Below are 16955 nucleotides of genomic sequence, written 5' to 3'. Positions count from 1 at the left end.
GACACACCATGAGTGTGATCATTGCCCTAGCAGCCCTCGCGCTGCTGATGTTGGCTGCTTACCGTGGCTACAGCGTCATCCTCTTTGCCCCCATCGCCGCCCTCGGCGCCGTCCTGCTCACCGACCCGTCCGCCGTGGCGCCCGCCTTCACCGGCGTGTTCATGGAAAAGATGGTCGGCTTCATCAAGCTCTACTTCCCGGTGTTCCTGCTCGGCGCGGTGTTCGGCAAGCTGATCGAGCTGTCGGGCTTCTCCCGTTCCATCGTCGCGGCGGCCATCCGCCTGCTCGGCACCCGCCAGGCGATGCTGGTGATCGTGCTGGTCTGCGCCCTGCTGACCTACGGCGGCGTCTCGCTGTTCGTGGTGGTGTTCGCGGTCTATCCGTTCGCCGCGGAGATGTTCCGCCAGAGCAATATCCCCAAGCGCCTGATCCCGGCGACCATCGCCCTCGGCGCGTTCTCCTTCACCATGGATGCCCTGCCCGGCACCCCGCAGATCCAGAACATCATCCCCAGCACTTTCTTCAATACCACCGCCTGGGCCGCGCCCTGGCTGGGGGTGATCGGCACCATTTTCGTGTTCTGTGCCGGCATGCTGTTCCTGCAGCGCCAGCGCAACAAGGCGCACAACGCCGGTGAAGGCTATGGCAGCGACCTGCGCAACGAGCCGGAAACCGCCGCCGACATCCAGCTGCCCAACCCCTGGATCGCCCTGTCGCCGCTGTTGCTGGTGGGCCTGATGAACCTGCTATTCACCCACTGGATTCCCCTGTGGTACGGCAAGACCCACAGCCTGGCCCTGGCCGGCATGGCCACCCCGGTGCAGACCGACGTCGCCAAGCTCACCGCCATCTGGGCGGTCCAGGCCGCCTTGCTGGTGGGCATCATCGTGGTCCTGGTGTTCGGCTTCTCGGCGATTCGCGGCAAGCTGGCCGAAGGCAGCAAGAGCGCGGTCAGCGGTGCCCTGCTGGCGGCGATGAACACCGCTTCGGAATACGGCTTCGGCGCGGTAATCGCCTCCCTGCCGGGCTTCCTGGTGCTGTCGGACTGGCTGAAAAGCATCCCCAACCCGCTGGTCAACGAAGCCATCACCGTGACCCTGCTGGCCGGCATCACCGGCTCCGCCTCAGGCGGCATGAGCATCGCCCTGGCGGCCATGTCGGAGACCTTCATCAGCGCCGCCCACGCCGCCAACATCCCCCTGGAAGTGCTGCACCGCGTGGCCGCCATGGCCAGCGGCGGCATGGACACCCTGCCGCACAACGGCGCGGTGATTACCCTGCTGGCGGTCACCGGCCTGACCCACCGCCAAGCCTACAAGGACATTTTCTGCATTACGCTGATCAAGACCCTGGCCGTCTTCGTCGTGATCGCCACTTTCTACGCCACCGGCATTGTGTGAGGTATTCATGAGTAATCTTGCGGGCAAGACCGCCCTCGTCACCGGCTCCACCAGCGGCATCGGTCTGGGCATCGCCCTGAGCCTGGCCAAGGCCGGGGCCCACCTGATCCTCAACGGCTTCGGCGATGCCTCGACGGTGATCGCCGAGGTCGCGCGCCTCAATAAGGACAGCGGCGGCAAGGTCGGCCATCACCCGGCCGACGTCAGCGACCCGGCGCAGATCGCCGACATGCTCGCCTACGCCGAGCGCGAGTTCGGCGGCGTCGACATCCTGGTCAACAACGCCGGCATCCAGCATGTGGCAGCGGTAGAGGAATTCCCGGTGGAGCGCTGGGACTCGATCATCGCCATCAACCTGTCGTCGGTGTTCCACAGCACTCGCCTGAGCCTGCCGGGCATGCGCGCCAAGGGCTGGGGACGGATCGTCAACATCGCCTCGGTGCATGGCCAGGTCGGCTCGGTGGGCAAGGCCGCCTATGTGGCGGCCAAGCACGGGGTGATCGGCCTGACCAAGGTGGTCGGCCTGGAGACCGCCACCAGCAACGTCACCTGCAACGCCATCTGCCCGGGCTGGGTCCTGACCCCGCTGGTGCAGAAACAGATCGACGACCGCGCCGCGGCCGGTGTCGACCCGCAACAGGCGCAGCACGACCTGCTGGCGGAAAAACAGCCGTCCCTGGAGTTCGTCACGCCTTCGCAGTTGGGCGAGTTGGTCCTATTCTTGTGCAGTGAGGCCGGCAGCCAGGTGCGTGGCGCGGCGTGGAATATCGATGGCGGCTGGCTGGCGCAATAAACGCGACCCCTGTAGCCGCTGCCGAAGGCTGCGATAGGTCCGAAGGACCTCCGCGACCTTGAGACCGCCACGACCGTTCCGGTCGATCGCAGCCTGCGGCAGCGGCTACAGAGTTGGAACAGCTTTGTGTGTGCAGCAGAAAAACAAGAGGCCACCCATGTCCGAATTACTCTGGCAACCCAGTGCCGAGCGCATCAGCAAGACCCGCATGGAAGCCTTCCGGCGCTTGATCAATCACCGTTACGACCTGGACATCGATGACTACCCCGCCCTGCACCAATGGAGCATCGAGCAGCGCGAAGCCTTCTGGCAGGCCATAGTCGATTTCTTCGATGTCGAGTTCCATGCGCCCCCCAGCACGGTGCTGATCGAAGGCAGCAGCATGCCCGCCGCCCAGTGGTTCCCCGACGCCACCCTGAACTTCGCCGAACACCTGCTCAAGCGCCGTGACGACGGCGTCGCGGTGGTGGCGATCAACGAGAACGGCCAGCGCGAACAGTTGACCTACAACCAGCTGGCGGCCCATGTCGCCGGCCTGCAACACAGCCTGCGGGCCGCCGGCGTCGGCCTCGGCGACCGGGTCGCCGCCTGCATGCCCAATACCTGGCAGACCCTGGTGGGCATGCTCGCCACCACCAGCCTCGGGGCCGTCTGGTCCAGCTCCTCGCCGGACTTCGGCACCCAGGGGGTGATCGACCGTTTCGGCCAGATCGAACCCAAGGTACTGATCACCTGCGCCGGCTACCGCTACGCCGGCAAACAGATCGACCAGACGGCCAAGGTCAACGAAATCCTCGAACGACTGCCGTCCCTGCAACAGCTGATCATCGTGCCGTACGCGCGGCCCGAAGCCCGCGCCGAAGACTTCCGTACCTCGGCCAGGGTCGCGCTGTGGGACGACTTCTACCGCCCCGGCGGCGAGCCGCAGTTCGTCGCCGTGCCCTTCGCCCACCCGCTGTACATCCTCTATTCCAGCGGCACCACCGGCGTGCCCAAGTGCATCATCCACAGTACCGGCGGCGTGCTGTTGCAGCACCTCAAGGAGCACGGCCTGCACACCGACCTGCACGCCGGTGAAGTGCTGTTCTACTACACCACCTGCGGCTGGATGATGTGGAACTGGCTGGTCTCCGCCCTGGCGGTGGGCGCCACGGTGCTGCTGTACGACGGCTCGCCGTTCCACCCGGCGCCCGAACACTTGATCGACCTGATCGACCAGGAAGGCATCAGTGTTTTCGGCACCAGCCCCAAGTACCTGGTGGCCCTGGAAAAGGCCGGCATCGAGCCACGCAGCAGCCACTCCCTGGCCAGTCTCAAGACCCTGCTCAGCACCGGCTCGCCACTGTCGCCGCAGAGCTTCGACTACGTGTACCGGGCGTTCAAACAGGACCTGTGCCTGGCCTCGATGTCCGGCGGCACCGATATCATTTCCTGCTTCATCATCGGCAACCCGCTGTTGCCGGTGCACCGTGGCGAAATGCAGGGCAAGGGCCTGGGCATGGCCGTGGAGGTGTGGAACGACCAGGGCCAGGCGGTGATCGGTGAAAAGGGCGAACTGGTCTGCACCCGGCATTTCCCGGCCATGCCCATCGGCCTGTGGCACGACCCACGGCACGAGAAACTGCGTGCCTCCTACTTCAGCCAGTTCCCCGGGGTCTGGGCCCAGGGCGACTACGCCGAGCAACTGGCCCATGGCAGCTGGCTGATTCACGGCCGCTCCGATGCCGTGCTCAACCCCGGCGGCGTGCGCATCGGCACCGCGGAGATCTACCGCCAGGTGGAGAAACTCGAACAGGTCCTGGAAAGCCTGGCCATCGGTCAGCAATGGGACAACGACGTGCGGGTGGTGCTGTTCGTGCGCCTGCAGGACGGCGTGCAACTGGACGACGCCCTGCAGGAGCAGATCCGCCAGGTGATCCGCGCCAACACCACGCCCCGCCATGTGCCGGCGAAGATCCTCGCGGTCAGCGACATTCCCCGGACCATCAGCGGCAAGATCGTCGAACTGGCGGTGCGCAACGTGGTGCACGGCCTGCCGGTAAAAAACACCGACGCCCTGGCCAACCCCGAGGCGCTGGAGCAGTTTCGCGATCGGGTGGAATTGCGCAGCTAGGCCTTGGGGGCCTCATCGCGGGCAAGCCTCGCTCCTACAGAGTCGTGTCGTTTTCGCCATGGCGATCAACACGCGCTTCTGTAGGAGCGAGGCTTGCCCGCGAAGAGGCCGGACCTGCCCGCCACAAACTCCACCTCCCCCGCAAAACGGGCCATCCGCGAAAATCGTTGTCCCTGTAGCCGCTGCGGCAGGCTGCGCCCGGCACCGCAAGGGCCGCAAACCGGGCAACCCGATCCACCTGCCGGATCGCGGAAACCGCCCTTGCGCCGGCTACGCCATCGATCGCAGCCTGCGGCAGCGGTTACAATGCCGGCGTGATGCACGCTCAGGACAGCCCCGACATGAACGCCCCCACCTCCGGCAGCGAAGCCGAAACCCTGATTGCCCGGCTGGACTGGGCCGCCACGCCGCTGGGCGCGGTCGACCACTGGCCGCAGAGCCTGCGCACCGCGGTGGACATCGTGATTCATTCGCCGATGCCGATGCTGCTGTTGTGGGGCACGCAGCTGACGCAGATCTACAACGACGGTTTCGCCCTGCTGGCCGGCAACAAGCACCCTGGCGCCTTCGGCCAGCCGACCCACCTGACCTGGCCGGAACTCCAGGACTTCACCGCGCCGATCTATAGCGCCGTGCTGCAAGGCCAGGTACGCACCTTCAGCGAAAAACCCTTCACCCTGCAGCGCCACGGCCGCGAGTCGGATGTCTGGCTGGACCTGACCTACAGCCCGATCCGCGACGAAAGCGGCGAAGTCGCCGGGATCCTGGTGACCAGCATCGAAACCAACGAGCGGCGGCGCATCGCCCTGGAACTGGAGCAGCGCTCGGCGGCCAGCCTCAAGGCCCAGCACGAAACCGAAGAACGCCTGCAACTGGCGCTGGCGGCGACCGACGCGGTCGGCACCTGGGACTGGGACATCGGCGACGACCGCTTTATCGCCGACGCCCACTTCGCCCAACTGCACAGCATCGACCCGACCCTGGCCGGGCAACTGCCCATCAGCGAATACCTCAAGGGCGTGCACCCGGAAGACCGGGGCATGGTGGCGCGCAGCATCAAGCACTGCATCACCCACGGCACCGAGTACGCCGAGGAATACCGCCTGCAACAGCCCGACGGCCAGGTCCGCTGGGTCTTCGCCCGCGGGCGCTGCTACAAGGATCACCACGGCCGGCCGGTGCGTTTCCTCGGCGCCGCCCTGGACCTGACCGACCGCAAGCAGATGGAACAGGCGCTGCGCCAGAGCCAGACCGAGTTGCAACTGATCATCAACGCCATGCCGGTGCTGATCGGCTACGTCGACCACGAAGAGCGTTTTCGCCTGAACAACAGCGCCTACCTCGACTGGTACGGCCTGACCCCGCAGGAACTGTACGGCCGGACCATCCGCGAAGTGGTGGGGGACGATATCTACGCCACCCGCGCCGACAAGATCGCCGCCGCCCTGGCCGGCAAACCCTGCAGCTTCGAAGCCAACTCGCCACATCGCGACGGGCGCGCGCGGCATGCGCTGATGAAGTACCTGCCGCGCTACGGCGCCGACGGCGCGATCAATGGTTTCTACATCTTCGTGATCGACGAGACCGAGCGCAAACAGACCGAGGAAGCCCTGCGCCACCTCAACGAAACCCTGGAAGAACGGGTGGCCGAGCGCACCCAGGCGCTGGCCGCCGCCAACCAGCGCCTGCAGAGCGAGATGTTCGAGCGCGAGCGCGCCGAAAACGCCCTGCGCCATGCGCAGAAGATGGAGGCCGTGGGCCAGCTCACCGGCGGCATCGCTCACGACTTCAACAACATGCTCACCGGCATCATCGGCAGCCTGGAACTGATGCAGCGCTACATCGATGACAATCGCAGCGCCGAGATCGGCCGTTTCACCGAGGCCGCGATGTCCTCGGCCAAGCGCGCGGCCGCCCTCACCCATCGCCTGCTGGCGTTTTCCCGGCGCCAGTCGCTGGACCGCCGGCCGCTGGAACCGAACCAGCTGGTGCGCTCGCTGCACGACCTGTTCAACCACACCAAGGGCGAGCACATCGAGCTGAAGATGAACCTGGGCGACAACGTCTGGTCGATCAACAGCGACGCCAGCCAGCTGGAAAACGCCCTGCTCAACCTGGTGATCAACGCCCGCGACGCCATGCCCGACGGCGGCATCCTGACCATCGAGACCGCCAACAGCTACCTCAACGGCAGCGACCTGGGCACCCTGGAACCGGTCAAGGCCGGCGACTACGTGATGCTCGGCGTCAGCGACAACGGCGCCGGCATGACCCCGCGGGTGCTGGCCAAGGCCTTCGACCCGTTCTTCACCACCAAGCCCATCGGCCAGGGCACGGGCCTGGGGCTGTCGATGATCTACGGCTTCGCCCAGCAATCCGGCGGCCACCTGACCATCAGCAGCGAACCGGGCCAGGGCACCTGCGTGCGCCTGTACCTGCCGCGCCTGCACAGCGGAGCCCAGGCCGACAGCCCGGCACCGGCCAGCGTCGAAGCGCCCTACGCGGTGGCCGGCGAATCGGTGATGCTGGTGGAAGACGACCCGGCGGTGCGCATGCTGGTGCTCAACGTGCTGGGCGAACTGGGCTACACCGCCTTCGAGGCCGAGGACGCCAAGAGCGCGCTGCCGTTGCTGGAGTCCGAGCGGCGCATCGACCTGCTGGTGACCGACGTCGGCCTGCCGGGCATGAACGGCCGGCAACTGGCGGAAATCGCCCGCCAGCAGCGGCCGCAGCTCAAGGTCCTGTTCATGACCGGTTATGCGGAAAAGGCCGCCGAGCGCCAGGGCTTTCTCGACGCCGGCATGGACCTGATCGCCAAGCCGTTTTCCATCGAGGCGCTGGCCCAGAAGATTCGTCAGATGATCGGCCAGCAGGGCTGATTTCAGGCATAATCCGCGGCCGCCGTCCGCACCGTTCCAAGGTAACTGCCCCATGAAAGCCCAAGCCCGCCACATCCTGGTGAAAACCGCCGAAGAGGCCGAACAGCTCAAGCAGCGCATCGCCAAGGGCGAAGCCTTCGACGTGCTGGCGAAGAAGTACTCCACCTGCCCCTCCGGCAAACGCGGCGGCGACCTGGGTGAAGTACGGCCGGGGCAGATGGTCGGGGCCATCGACCAGGTGATCTTCAAAAAGCCCCTGCGCACCGTGCACGGGCCGATCAAAAGCAAGTTCGGTTATCACCTGGTGCAGGTGTTCTACCGCGATTGAAGCAACACCCGTGACCGCTACGTCGTCGCGGCTGCAACACTGTAGCCGCTGCCGCAGGCTGCGATCGGCACCGCAGGGGCCGCAAAACCTGGCGACGCGACCTATCTGACTGATCGCAGATGCTGCCCTTGCGCCGGCTGCGCCGTCGATCGCAGCCTCGCCAAGGCTTGGCAGCGGCTACAGGTTGCCTCAGGTTCTTGGAATCAACGCCCCCGGCACCTGAATCACCCGGCTCGCCAAGCGATGCCCCGCCTCTGCCGCCTGCTGCGGGCTACCGCCGCGCAAGCGACACGCCAGATACGCCGCGCTGAACGAATCCCCCGCCGCCGTGGTGTCCACCACCTGCTCCACCCGCTGCGCCGGCACCTCGAACGACTCGCCGCCACAGCGGATCAGGCACGCTTCGGCGCCCCGCTTGAGCACCACTTCCGGGGTATCCGGGTAAGCGGCAAACACCGCCGCACTGTCGCCATACCCGAACAACGCCTGCTCGTCATCCACGGTCAGCAGCGCCAGATCGACATAGGCCAGCACCTGGCGATAAGCCGCCTGCGCCTGTTCCACCGAAGCCCAGAGCCGTGGCCGATAGTTATTGTCGAAGACTATCCACGCCCCACGCTGGCGCGCCTCGATCAAGGTCTCGATCAGCTTCTTGCGCCCCTGCTCGCCCAGCACCGCCAGGGTGATGCCGCTGAAATACAGCACATCGTAGGCCGGCAGCGCCGCCAAAATCGGCTCGGCCGCGGGGGTGGTGAAACAGTCACGCACCGCCGCTTCGTTGCGCCAGTAAAGAAAGCGCCGCTCGCCCTTGGCGTCGGTCTGGATGCAATACAACCCGGGCAAACGCCCCGGCAGGCGCTGGACCAAACCCAGGCCGATGCCTTCCTCGGCCCAGCCCTGGCACATCGCATCGCTGAAACTGTCGTCACCCAGGGCGGTGACATAGTCGACGCAAGTGCCCTCGCCCAGTTCGCGGGCCAGGTACACGGCAGTGTTCAGGGTGTCGCCGCCGAAGCTCTGTTGCAGGCTGCCGTCGGCGCGGTGTTGCAGTTCGATCATGCATTCGCCGATCAGGGCGATGCGTTTGGCAATGCTCATAGGTAGGTCTCTGCGGGAAGTGTTGTCTGGGCGGGCCCTATCGCGAACAAGCTCGCTCCTACAGGGACAGCGTTGCCCTTGTAGGAGCGAGCTTGCTCGCGATCAGCCGCAACGCGGCGCTGCTCGACCTAGAAACAGGTCTCCATGCTCTCCAGCACATCCAGCCGCTCATCCACCAGCAACCCGGTGCGCCACTTATCAAAGGTCAGGCACGGGTGCGAAGTACCAAAAGCAATAATGTCCCCCACCCGCAGTTCAACCCCTGGCGCAACGGTCATGAACGCATGCTGGTCCATCACCGCCGTGACCTTGCAGGCGCTGACATCATCGCCCTTGGCCGGCAGCACGCCCGGTTTGTAACGCAGCAACGGCACCGGCAAGCCGGCGTCATAAGCCACGTCGCGCTTGCCCAGGGCGATCACCGCGAACCCCGGCTCCGGCAAGGACTGCACATGGGCCCAGACCTCCAGCGCCGGGCGCAGGCCTTCGTGCAGGTCACTGCGACGGTCGAGCACGCAGCACTGCGCCTCTTTATAGATGCCGTGGTCGTGAGCCACATAACTGCCGGGCCGCAGCACACTGAGGAAACGCCCCTGGGCGTTCTGCGCCTCGAAGGACTCGGCGATCAGGTCATACCAGGCCGACCCCGAGGCGGTGATGATCGGCTGGTTGATAGCGAACAGCCCGTCGTCCTGCAACTGCACCGCCAGGCGCACCAGGGACGCGGCAAACTCACGGATGCCACTCACCGCGTGATCGCCATGGATCACCCCTTCGTAGCCCTCGATGCCGCACAAGGCCAAGGCCGGTTGCGCCTTGATTGCGCGCGCCAGCTCCAGCACTTCCTGCTCGCTGCGACAGCCACAACGGCCGCCGACCACGCCGTATTCGATCATCACGTTCAGGCGCACCCCGCGCGCGGCGAAGAACTGCCCGAGGTCGGCGACGTTGTCCGGGTGATCGACCATGCAATAGAAGTCGAACGTCGGGTCGGCCAGCAGCTCGGCGATCAGCCCCATGTTCGGCGTGCCCACCAGCTGGTTGGCCATCAGCACCCGACGCACGCCGTGGGCGTAGGCCGCACGAGTCTGCACCGCGGTGGCCAGGGTGATGCCCCAGGCGCCCGCCTCCAACTGCCGGCGGAACAGTGCCGGGGTCATGCTGGTCTTGCCGTGGGGCGCCAGTTCGGCGCCGCTGTCGCTGACGAACTTCTGCATCCAGCGGATGTTGTGTTCCAGCGCCGCGCGGTGCAGCACCAGGGCCGGCAGGCTGACGTCGCGCACCAGGCTGACGCCGGGTTGGGCGGCGCCCTTTTCCACTGCTGCGTTGGTCAATACAGAAGACATATTCGAACTCCTTACAGCGCCGCCACAGGGGCCAGCACTAGTCGTTGATGCGACGGGCCAGGCGATTCGCGCTGTCGATCAGCACCCGGCGGTAGTCGGCGTAATTGTTCTGGGCATCGGCCCGTGGCGCGACGATGCACAGGGTGCAGATGCACACCCCGCGCTCGTCCCGCACCGGGGCGGCGAAGCAATGGGTAAAGGTGTCGGCCACGCTGTCGAAGGAGAAAAAACCGTCCTCCGTGGCCTGACGGATTTCCTTCAAGAAAGTCGCCACAGGCAGGCGCTCACCGTCGGGGAGAATGAAGTCGCGCTCGTCGATCAACTCGACGATCTGCTCATCGCTCAAATGCCCCAGCAACAGCCGCCCGGAAGCGGTCCAGGGAATCGGCGCGTTCTCGCCGATATTCGAGGAAATGCGAAAATGCCGCTCGCCCTCCTTCATCAGCGCCACCGTGTACTTGCGCCCGTTGAGCAGGCACATCTGCGCGGTCTCGCGGGTCTGGCTGACAATCTCCTGCAAGGCCGAGTCGGCCTCGCGGGTCAGGTCGAAATGGCGCAGATGGGCCTGCCCCAGGAAGTACAGCTGACGGCCCAGGTACACATGCCCATCCTGGCCCACCGGCTCCAGAATCCGCCGCTCCAGCAAGGACGCCACCAGCTCGTACACCGTGGACTTGGGGCTGCCGATGCCCTTGGCGATATCGTGGGGCCGCAACGGCTGGCCGATCTCCTTGAGGAAATCGAGAATATCGAACGCCCGGTCCAACCCCTTGGCCCGGCGCTTGATGGTGTCTTCGGTCATATCAGTGCCATTTCCTACAAATCACAAAATTCCCGGCGCGCCCAAAACCCGGCATTGCCCCTACCCCTGTAGCCGCTGCCGAGCCATGGCGAGGCTGCGATAAGGTCCGCAGGACCTTCAACGATCTCAAGACCGCGCGCCCGCTTCGCGGTCGATCGCAGCCTCGCCATGGCTCGGCAGCGGCTACAGGCGTCTACAAAAACACCGCAAATCAGCCCTTCTTCCTGTACGCCACACAATCAATCTCAACCTTGCAATCCACCATCATGCTGGCCTGCACACAGGCCCGCGCCGGCGCATGCTCCGGCTTGAAATACTCCCCGAACACCTTGTTGAAACTCCAGAAATCCCGCGGATCCTCCAGCCACACCCCGACCCGCACCACATCCTCCAGGCCGTACCCCGCCTCCTCCAGAATCGCCACCACATTGCGCATCGTCTGATGCGTCTGCTCAACGATGCCGCCATGAATAATTTCGCCATCCAGTGCCGGCACCTGGCCGGACACATACAACCAGCCATCGGCCTCAACGGCACGAGCGAAAGGACGAGGCTGGCCACCGCCTGCGGTGCTGCCGGTGCCGTAGCGAGTGATGTTCATAAGAAGTTCTCCTGGGTGAAAGGGTGAAGGTTGATCGTCAAAAAATGCTGTTCTTGGGAGTGCCAAGGCACATAAATCCCGCCGACGCCCAGAATCAAAGTCCGCGTTTTAGCATGCTGTCCGCCATCTGAGCCCCCCAACGGCAGAAACCGACAGTGCGGCGAGAACATCCATGGCAAGCCATTCGAGGGTGAAAATTCCACTACAACGGAATAAAAATTGTAATAACGGAATATTCCCGGGAAGTGTGCCATGGGCAATGAGGGGATGACAAAGGGAAGAGGGAATTATTGAAAATCGGGTAATGGGGCTTGGTCAGGATTGAGTTACGGCATGGGATGAGGCTGGAGCCATATAAAGGCTACTGAGGTAGTCGTGAGATCAAAAACTGATTCGCAACGGCCTATTCATACAACGTTTTGATATTGAGCATGTCGCGCTGTAACGGCCCAAGACATGTAAAACGCATCCACTGTTTTGATGCATGCGTCCCTACGTAAAATCTTCTAGTGGCTGGTTATCAGTGGTCCTGAAATCTTGACAGGAAGTGATTCTCGTTCTGATTTTTACTGTCAAACCAGCTCTAAAAATTTTCACACAGCCTAGGCTAAGAGCAGACATTCATAAGGAGATCACTTCCGACCCAGAGCAAATTTCCAACTTACCATAAAGCCAAGGACGGCTCATTGACATAATCACTATTGCTGCTTAGCTATTGAGTTATACGTGCCGAGCGCGAGGGAAAGCCATGACAGAGTTAGGAGTTGAGATCGCACAAATCTCATTTTTTCTCGCACGAGAAAACAAAACAGTCGAAGATATAATTAATCAAAAAAAAGACATTCACAAAAAGTCATCCGCAAAGAAATTTAATTTTTCAGTCAACGATACAAATTGTGATTTTATATACTTCGAAACCACCACCGCCAAAACAAACCCGCCATGGCTTAATTTTATCAATGAAAAAATCCCTTCAAGCGAAGCGCCGACATTCTGTTCAAATAGCAAAAACCCGAATGGAATTTTATTTCTAAACATCAAAAACAGAATATTTGCTGCAACCTTTGGAAGGAGCGCCATAAGTTATCTTGATCGCGATGCTTTTGAGCCAGATTTTGGAATAAAAACAGCAATGAACATGTGTGGAAATGAAGAAATACGCCAAACAAAAAGCGAGAGCCACGCAATAACACCAACACATATTGATAGACAGGTTAATAAGCCAATTGACTCTTTCGCTTTCGGACTCAGCGAAGCGGAGGATTTACGATACATTTCAGCCCACATGAAAAACCATAAGAATACAACCCTACAAGGCCGTAACAATCTAACTATAAAAATTATTGGAAAAGAAAAACTCAACTGGCAAACCCTGATCGACCATTGTGAAAGTTTTTTATTAGCATATGCAAGCAAAGAGTACACAAAACTATTCCCAAACTACAAACACTTTGATGAGGCAACGGAGTCAGACAGCAATGCCTTAGATGAACAGCTAGTGAATAAATTACGCACAAAAAACATGGACAACATTTATCTCGGAGTGCCAGAAGTACTAACCGACTCAGATTATGGCTTTACTTATTCAAACAATAAAAAAGCCGATGACACCTATGCATATCTAGATATCTCCCAAATATACAACCACATATCCGCTGAAAAAATAACTACCGCAAAGCTGAAATCCAAACACATCTTTGCGTACTCATATGAAGAAGACCAAGTGCTTGGCTATAAAAAATGGCCTCTATACAACTGCCTTTCTTTCGAGCAAAGTCTCGGCGACAAGTACTTTGTATTGAGTGATGGAAGATGGCTTGAAGTGGACGGCGATTTCTATAAAGAAATAACCAACTTCACTAAAGACATGCTTCACGAAGAGCCTTGCGAGGGGTGTTACAAAGGAATAGATATAAGTGATGATGAAAAAATGCAAAATAGAGAGAGTATTTTTAATAAAAAAATCTGCGAACTTAGACCATCATGCGTTCTATTTGATCAGGCAAAGCTTCAAATCGGCTCAGGCCGCAAAGACAAAGAGTTTTGTGACATCTTAGATCTCACCGACAAGAATACAGTCAGAATAATACATTGCAAACCATACAAAAACTCTTCATCAACGAATTACTTGTTCTCACAAGCCCAATTCTACTGCCATGCTTTCATCAACGACCAGACCTTTCTTGGCGAAATTAGAAATCATATAGAACTTTCAACAAGCACCAAAAAACCTGAATACTTAAGTTACATAAAAACCAATATCGCGGATATACATGGCAAAGACTATGCTGTTTGTTTGTGGCTGCTATACGACCAACGCACAGCGAGCCCAGTTAGAACCGAGATACCTTTGATGGCCCAGTATGAATTAAAGCTAATGCACGAGCACCTGCGAAACACATGCAAATTTAACGATGTTGTATTGCGCTTTATCCCGGTAATCAAAAAAAACTATATAAAAACAGTCTCCCATTAAAAATTAGACTTGTTTTCTACCTGTCTTTTTAATTTGAATTGAATTGCACCTTGCCTCACTCTGCCTATCTCCTTATAGTTCCCCCCGTCGCTGCAAATTCAGCGACCTGACTTGGCCGTCAGCATCCCCGTAGCGCACAGGCGCTCACCATCCGAAAGGCAAGCGCTTTTTTTGCGCCTGCACGTTCGTGTTATGGCGACTGTGCGTGGGACACCTTCGGGTGTGCCGGGATGCTTCGGGCCCGGTCGGCCAACCCGCGTACAGTTGCCACCCTCCCTCGCTTGGCCGCGAACGGTGGTAACTCCCGAAGTTATGGAGTGTTACCCAATGGACTACCAAGCATTTAGCTCCTCCAACACCACCGACCACCCCGTCGCCTTTATCAACCCTCAAGCCCCCTTGCTTGACCTGCTGACCTACGCCGGTCTGCGCATCCGCGCTGCCCGGGACATGCTGGACAGCGTGTCCGGCATGACCAGCCGCAACGCCGACGACCTCGACCTGATGCGCTTCTCCAGCGTGGCAACCTTGCTGTTGCAGGACGGATGCGATGTGTTGCACGTGGCAGAACAACGGGCGATGGAGCTGCCAGAGCCTTAACCGAACCGTCTTAGCCTTTGCTGCGCTTTGGCTTTGGCTTTGTTTTTGATCTTGATCCACCCGCCCCATCGGGAGGCCGAGTGGAGGTGTTCATCAGGGGGATGGCGCGCAGCGCCCCTCGACGCAGTCGAGGACGTCGCATGGAGGTTGAAGCGAAGCCAACCGGAGGGCGATGCCCCCTGATGGACACCGTAACGAGGGAACCCGAGCGCAGCGAGGGCCGTACGCAGGGGCAAGCGTTTTTTGGTTACTTTTTTTGGCGTTTGAAAAAAAGTGACCCGCCGTAAGGGCGGAACCGCCAGCGGCCGTGACCGCAGGAATGGATATGTACCCCGTCCAACATCACCAGCGAAGCCACCACCGCCATCGCGGGCAAGCCTCGCTCCTACCGGTCGTCACCCTATTCCAACCGTCAGATCACGGATTCAGGCTTGGCGGGCGCAAGCGCCCGATCGCAGCCTGCGGCAGCGGCTACAGGGTTCGCGGTGTTACCTATGTGCTTGAACGAATCTGTTACCCCTGTGGGTGAACTGCACCAGAAACCAGATAGCAGTGTCCCCCGCAGTAAGGGCGAAACCGCCAGCGGCCGTTACCGCAGAAACGGATATGTACACCGTCCAAAACATGCAGCGCCAGAGCGGACGCCATCGCAGGCAATCGAGCGTCGACCGGCCGCTCCTACAGAAGCAGTGATCACCGAAAAACCAAAACCGGACTACCCTGCACGATCCGAACACGCGCTCACCCAAGGAAGGACCACCCCATGACCCGCGCCATCACCCTCATCAGCGAAAACTTCGCCGACTGGGAAACCGCCCTGATCAACGCCACCGGCCGCAGTTTTTACGGCTTCGATTGCCGTTACGCCGCCCCCCAAGGCGCCCCTGTCACCTCCATGGGCGGCCTGCGGGTCACCCCGGACCTGGCCCTGGAAAACCTCGACCTCGATGACGTCGATCTGCTGATGGTCTGTGGCGGCACAATCTGGCAGAGCGACCAGGCGCCCGATATCAGCGACCTGCTGCGAGCGGCCCGGGAAAGGCACATCGTCCTCGCCGGCATCTGCGACGGCACCCGGGTGCTGGCCCAAGCCGGGGTGCTGGACCATGTGCGGCACACCTCCAACTCGGCGCAAAACCTGCTGGCGGTGAATTACCACGGCGCCGCTCACTATCAGGATGTGCCCTATGCCGTGGCCGACCAGCGGGTGATCACCGCCCCCGGCAGCGCACCGGTCAGCTTCATGGCGGAAATTCTGCGCACCCTGGGCATCCGTGATGAAAACCTCACCGCCTATATCGGGATGCATGCGGCCGAGCACAGCAAGGCGGTGTGAACAGGGGGGCAACGAGGGGGCGGTCACCGGTCATCGCGGGCAATCGAGCGTTGACCGGCCACTCCTACAGGTCCGGTGGTGCCCCGGAAAACCGTGACTACCGAAGCAACATAGATAGAGGTCACCACCCTATTCCATCACTCAAATCGCGGACTCAGGTTTGGCGGGCGCAAGCGCCCGATCGCAGCCTGCGGCAGCGGCTACAGGGTCCGTGTTAGCCATGTGAGTGAACCAACCCAAAATCCATCGCCTCATGCCTTAAACATCAAAATCGACGAAGCCTCCAAAGACGATAAACACCAAAAACCTTTTGAACTTATCTAATGATCTCCATTACCCCCCACTCGATGACCAGACTCGCAGCCAGCCCCCATGCGACATGGTGCGACAAGATCAATTTACTTTTGAGCGGCTCTGAAAAACGATCTATATCTTCCGAGCTCAATTGCCCGTGCTTGATAAGATACCCCGGAAATGCCAAGCACCCTGCCACGCCTGCCACCAGCATGACCCGCCCCCAAACACCCATTCTCAAATAGAACTTATATCTACTTATTAACTTACAACCTTTAACTTCATCCATGATCTTATCCATCCGGGTATATCCCCAATAGAGATAAACTCCCATCAGAATAACTACTCCAAGAAAAGTGACTCCACCACAAGAAACAAGTATCAGATCGGCAGTAGTCACATTGCTCATTTTCCTACCTCACAAACAACCTTTCCAGTCAGATTAGGGTCCTGCTTTGCGATGGCTTTTCAGTCAAGATTCGACGCACCAGCTGCTGAATATCTCAGGCGTAGATACATAATAATCAATCCATCGAGAACTCAGACACGACCCTTTCAAACCAGGAGCTTTTCACGACTGAGACCTGAGTATTTTGACTGCAACAACCTCTATTGCCAGGCTCGCCGTTAAAACCCACCCGACATATTGCGACATTAGCAACCTACTCTTAAGAGGCTCTGGAAAATTATCGATATCATCCTTGCTCAACTCTCCATGCTTGATAAGATAATTTGAAAATAACAGGCAGCTTGCCACTCCCCCTACCATCAGCATTTTCCCCCAGGGCCCCATAAACAGATAAAACCGATATCTATTAATTAATGAGCAGTTCTTAACCGCCCCCAGAATTTTATCCATACAGGTATATCCAAAATACATGTATACACC

General features: G+C 60.2%; 14 protein-coding genes. 8 read left to right on the top strand and 6 right to left on the bottom strand.

Features of this window, described 5'->3' with window-relative positions; translation table 11 throughout:
- Positions 1-8: 8 nt before the first annotated feature.
- The 5 genes from J4D28_RS29650 (at position 9) to J4D28_RS29630 (ending at position 7513) form a co-directional block, all read left to right on the top strand.
- Positions 9-1400: a GntP family permease gene (locus J4D28_RS29650; protein ID WP_103331904.1), complete on the top strand. Its 1392-nt coding sequence runs from the start codon at positions 9-11 to the stop codon at positions 1398-1400.
- Between the two features lie 7 nt (positions 1401-1407).
- Positions 1408-2193, top strand: coding sequence for a 3-hydroxybutyrate dehydrogenase (locus J4D28_RS29645; protein ID WP_038633440.1), 786 nt, complete (start codon positions 1408-1410; stop codon positions 2191-2193).
- A 157-nt stretch (positions 2194-2350) separates the two neighbouring features.
- Positions 2351-4306 (top strand): acetoacetate--CoA ligase, encoded by a 1956-nt coding sequence (locus J4D28_RS29640; RefSeq protein ID WP_103331905.1) that lies wholly within the window; start codon positions 2351-2353, stop codon positions 4304-4306.
- Positions 4307-4647: 341 nt separating this feature from the next.
- On the top strand, positions 4648-7185 hold the full coding sequence (locus J4D28_RS29635) for a PAS domain-containing sensor histidine kinase (protein WP_103331906.1): 2538 nt from the start codon (positions 4648-4650) through the stop codon (positions 7183-7185).
- A gap of 52 nt (positions 7186-7237) precedes the next feature.
- Positions 7238-7513, top strand: coding sequence for a peptidylprolyl isomerase (locus tag J4D28_RS29630; protein ID WP_007932676.1), 276 nt, complete (start codon positions 7238-7240; stop codon positions 7511-7513).
- Positions 7514-7702: 189 nt separating this feature from the next.
- Here the strand turns inward: J4D28_RS29630 and J4D28_RS29625 are convergent, their stop codons facing one another.
- The 4 genes from J4D28_RS29625 to J4D28_RS29610 all read right to left on the bottom strand — a co-directional run bounded on the left by J4D28_RS29625 (position 7703) and on the right by J4D28_RS29610 (position 11360).
- Positions 7703-8611: a sugar kinase gene (locus tag J4D28_RS29625; protein ID WP_103331907.1), complete on the bottom strand. Its 909-nt coding sequence runs from the start codon at positions 8609-8611 to the stop codon at positions 7703-7705.
- Positions 8612-8739: 128 nt separating this feature from the next.
- Positions 8740-9957: an amino acid deaminase gene (locus tag J4D28_RS29620; RefSeq protein WP_103331908.1), complete on the bottom strand. Its 1218-nt coding sequence runs from the start codon at positions 9955-9957 to the stop codon at positions 8740-8742.
- A gap of 37 nt (positions 9958-9994) precedes the next feature.
- Entirely contained in the window at positions 9995-10759 is a 765-nt protein-coding gene (locus J4D28_RS29615; RefSeq protein ID WP_016703107.1) for an IclR family transcriptional regulator, read from the bottom strand.
- A gap of 211 nt (positions 10760-10970) precedes the next feature.
- On the bottom strand, positions 10971-11360 hold the full coding sequence (locus tag J4D28_RS29610) for a RidA family protein (protein WP_103331909.1): 390 nt from the start codon (positions 11358-11360) through the stop codon (positions 10971-10973).
- Between the two features lie 748 nt (positions 11361-12108).
- On the opposite strand from J4D28_RS29610, the gene J4D28_RS29605 reads away from it, so the two are divergent.
- From J4D28_RS29605 to J4D28_RS29595, 3 genes are all read left to right on the top strand, one after another.
- Complete coding sequence (locus J4D28_RS29605; RefSeq protein ID WP_103331910.1) at positions 12109-13836, top strand: DUF6119 family protein; 1728 nt, start codon at positions 12109-12111, stop codon at positions 13834-13836.
- Positions 13837-14163: 327 nt separating this feature from the next.
- Positions 14164-14436 (top strand): hypothetical protein, encoded by a 273-nt coding sequence (locus tag J4D28_RS29600; protein WP_103331911.1) that lies wholly within the window; start codon positions 14164-14166, stop codon positions 14434-14436.
- Between the two features lie 763 nt (positions 14437-15199).
- A complete protein-coding gene (locus J4D28_RS29595; protein WP_103331912.1) occupies positions 15200-15772 on the top strand; it encodes a type 1 glutamine amidotransferase family protein in 573 nt (190 codons plus the stop codon).
- Between the two features lie 316 nt (positions 15773-16088).
- Here J4D28_RS29595 and J4D28_RS29590 read toward each other — a convergent pair whose 3' ends face one another.
- Both J4D28_RS29590 and J4D28_RS29585 read right to left on the bottom strand, forming a co-directional pair.
- Positions 16089-16475, bottom strand: coding sequence for a hypothetical protein (locus tag J4D28_RS29590; RefSeq protein WP_103331913.1), 387 nt, complete (start codon positions 16473-16475; stop codon positions 16089-16091).
- Between the two features lie 162 nt (positions 16476-16637).
- A partial coding sequence (locus tag J4D28_RS29585; protein WP_207246512.1) for a hypothetical protein occupies positions 16638-16955 on the bottom strand: 318 nt, incomplete at its 5' end.

Origin of the sequence: Pseudomonas sp. GW531-T4 (genome assembly GCF_017349615.1) — a bacterium.
Taxonomy (GTDB): domain Bacteria; phylum Pseudomonadota; class Gammaproteobacteria; order Pseudomonadales; family Pseudomonadaceae; genus Aquipseudomonas; species Aquipseudomonas chlororaphis_I.
This window is presented reverse-complemented; position numbering and strand designations above follow the sequence as displayed.

Excerpts from the sequence above, each read along its gene's own strand:
- J4D28_RS29630 (WP_007932676.1), top strand. The coding sequence starts at position 7,238 with ATGAAAGCCCAAGCCCGCCACATCCTGGTGAAAACCGCCGAAGAGGCC.
- J4D28_RS29615 (WP_016703107.1), bottom strand. The coding sequence starts at position 10,759 with ATGACCGAAGACACCATCAAGCGCCGGGCCAAGGGGTTGGACCGGGCG.
- J4D28_RS29600 (WP_103331911.1), top strand. The coding sequence starts at position 14,164 with ATGGACTACCAAGCATTTAGCTCCTCCAACACCACCGACCACCCCGTC.
- J4D28_RS29650 (WP_103331904.1), top strand. The coding sequence starts at position 9 with ATGAGTGTGATCATTGCCCTAGCAGCCCTCGCGCTGCTGATGTTGGCT.
- J4D28_RS29640 (WP_103331905.1), top strand. The coding sequence starts at position 2,351 with ATGTCCGAATTACTCTGGCAACCCAGTGCCGAGCGCATCAGCAAGACC.
- J4D28_RS29635 (WP_103331906.1), top strand. The coding sequence starts at position 4,648 with ATGAACGCCCCCACCTCCGGCAGCGAAGCCGAAACCCTGATTGCCCGG.
- J4D28_RS29620 (WP_103331908.1), bottom strand. The coding sequence starts at position 9,957 with ATGTCTTCTGTATTGACCAACGCAGCAGTGGAAAAGGGCGCCGCCCAA.
- J4D28_RS29625 (WP_103331907.1), bottom strand. The coding sequence starts at position 8,611 with ATGAGCATTGCCAAACGCATCGCCCTGATCGGCGAATGCATGATCGAA.
- J4D28_RS29605 (WP_103331910.1), top strand. The coding sequence starts at position 12,109 with ATGACAGAGTTAGGAGTTGAGATCGCACAAATCTCATTTTTTCTCGCA.
- J4D28_RS29590 (WP_103331913.1), bottom strand. The coding sequence starts at position 16,475 with ATGAGCAATGTGACTACTGCCGATCTGATACTTGTTTCTTGTGGTGGA.
- J4D28_RS29595 (WP_103331912.1), top strand. The coding sequence starts at position 15,200 with ATGACCCGCGCCATCACCCTCATCAGCGAAAACTTCGCCGACTGGGAA.
- J4D28_RS29645 (WP_038633440.1), top strand. The coding sequence starts at position 1,408 with ATGAGTAATCTTGCGGGCAAGACCGCCCTCGTCACCGGCTCCACCAGC.
- J4D28_RS29610 (WP_103331909.1), bottom strand. The coding sequence starts at position 11,360 with ATGAACATCACTCGCTACGGCACCGGCAGCACCGCAGGCGGTGGCCAG.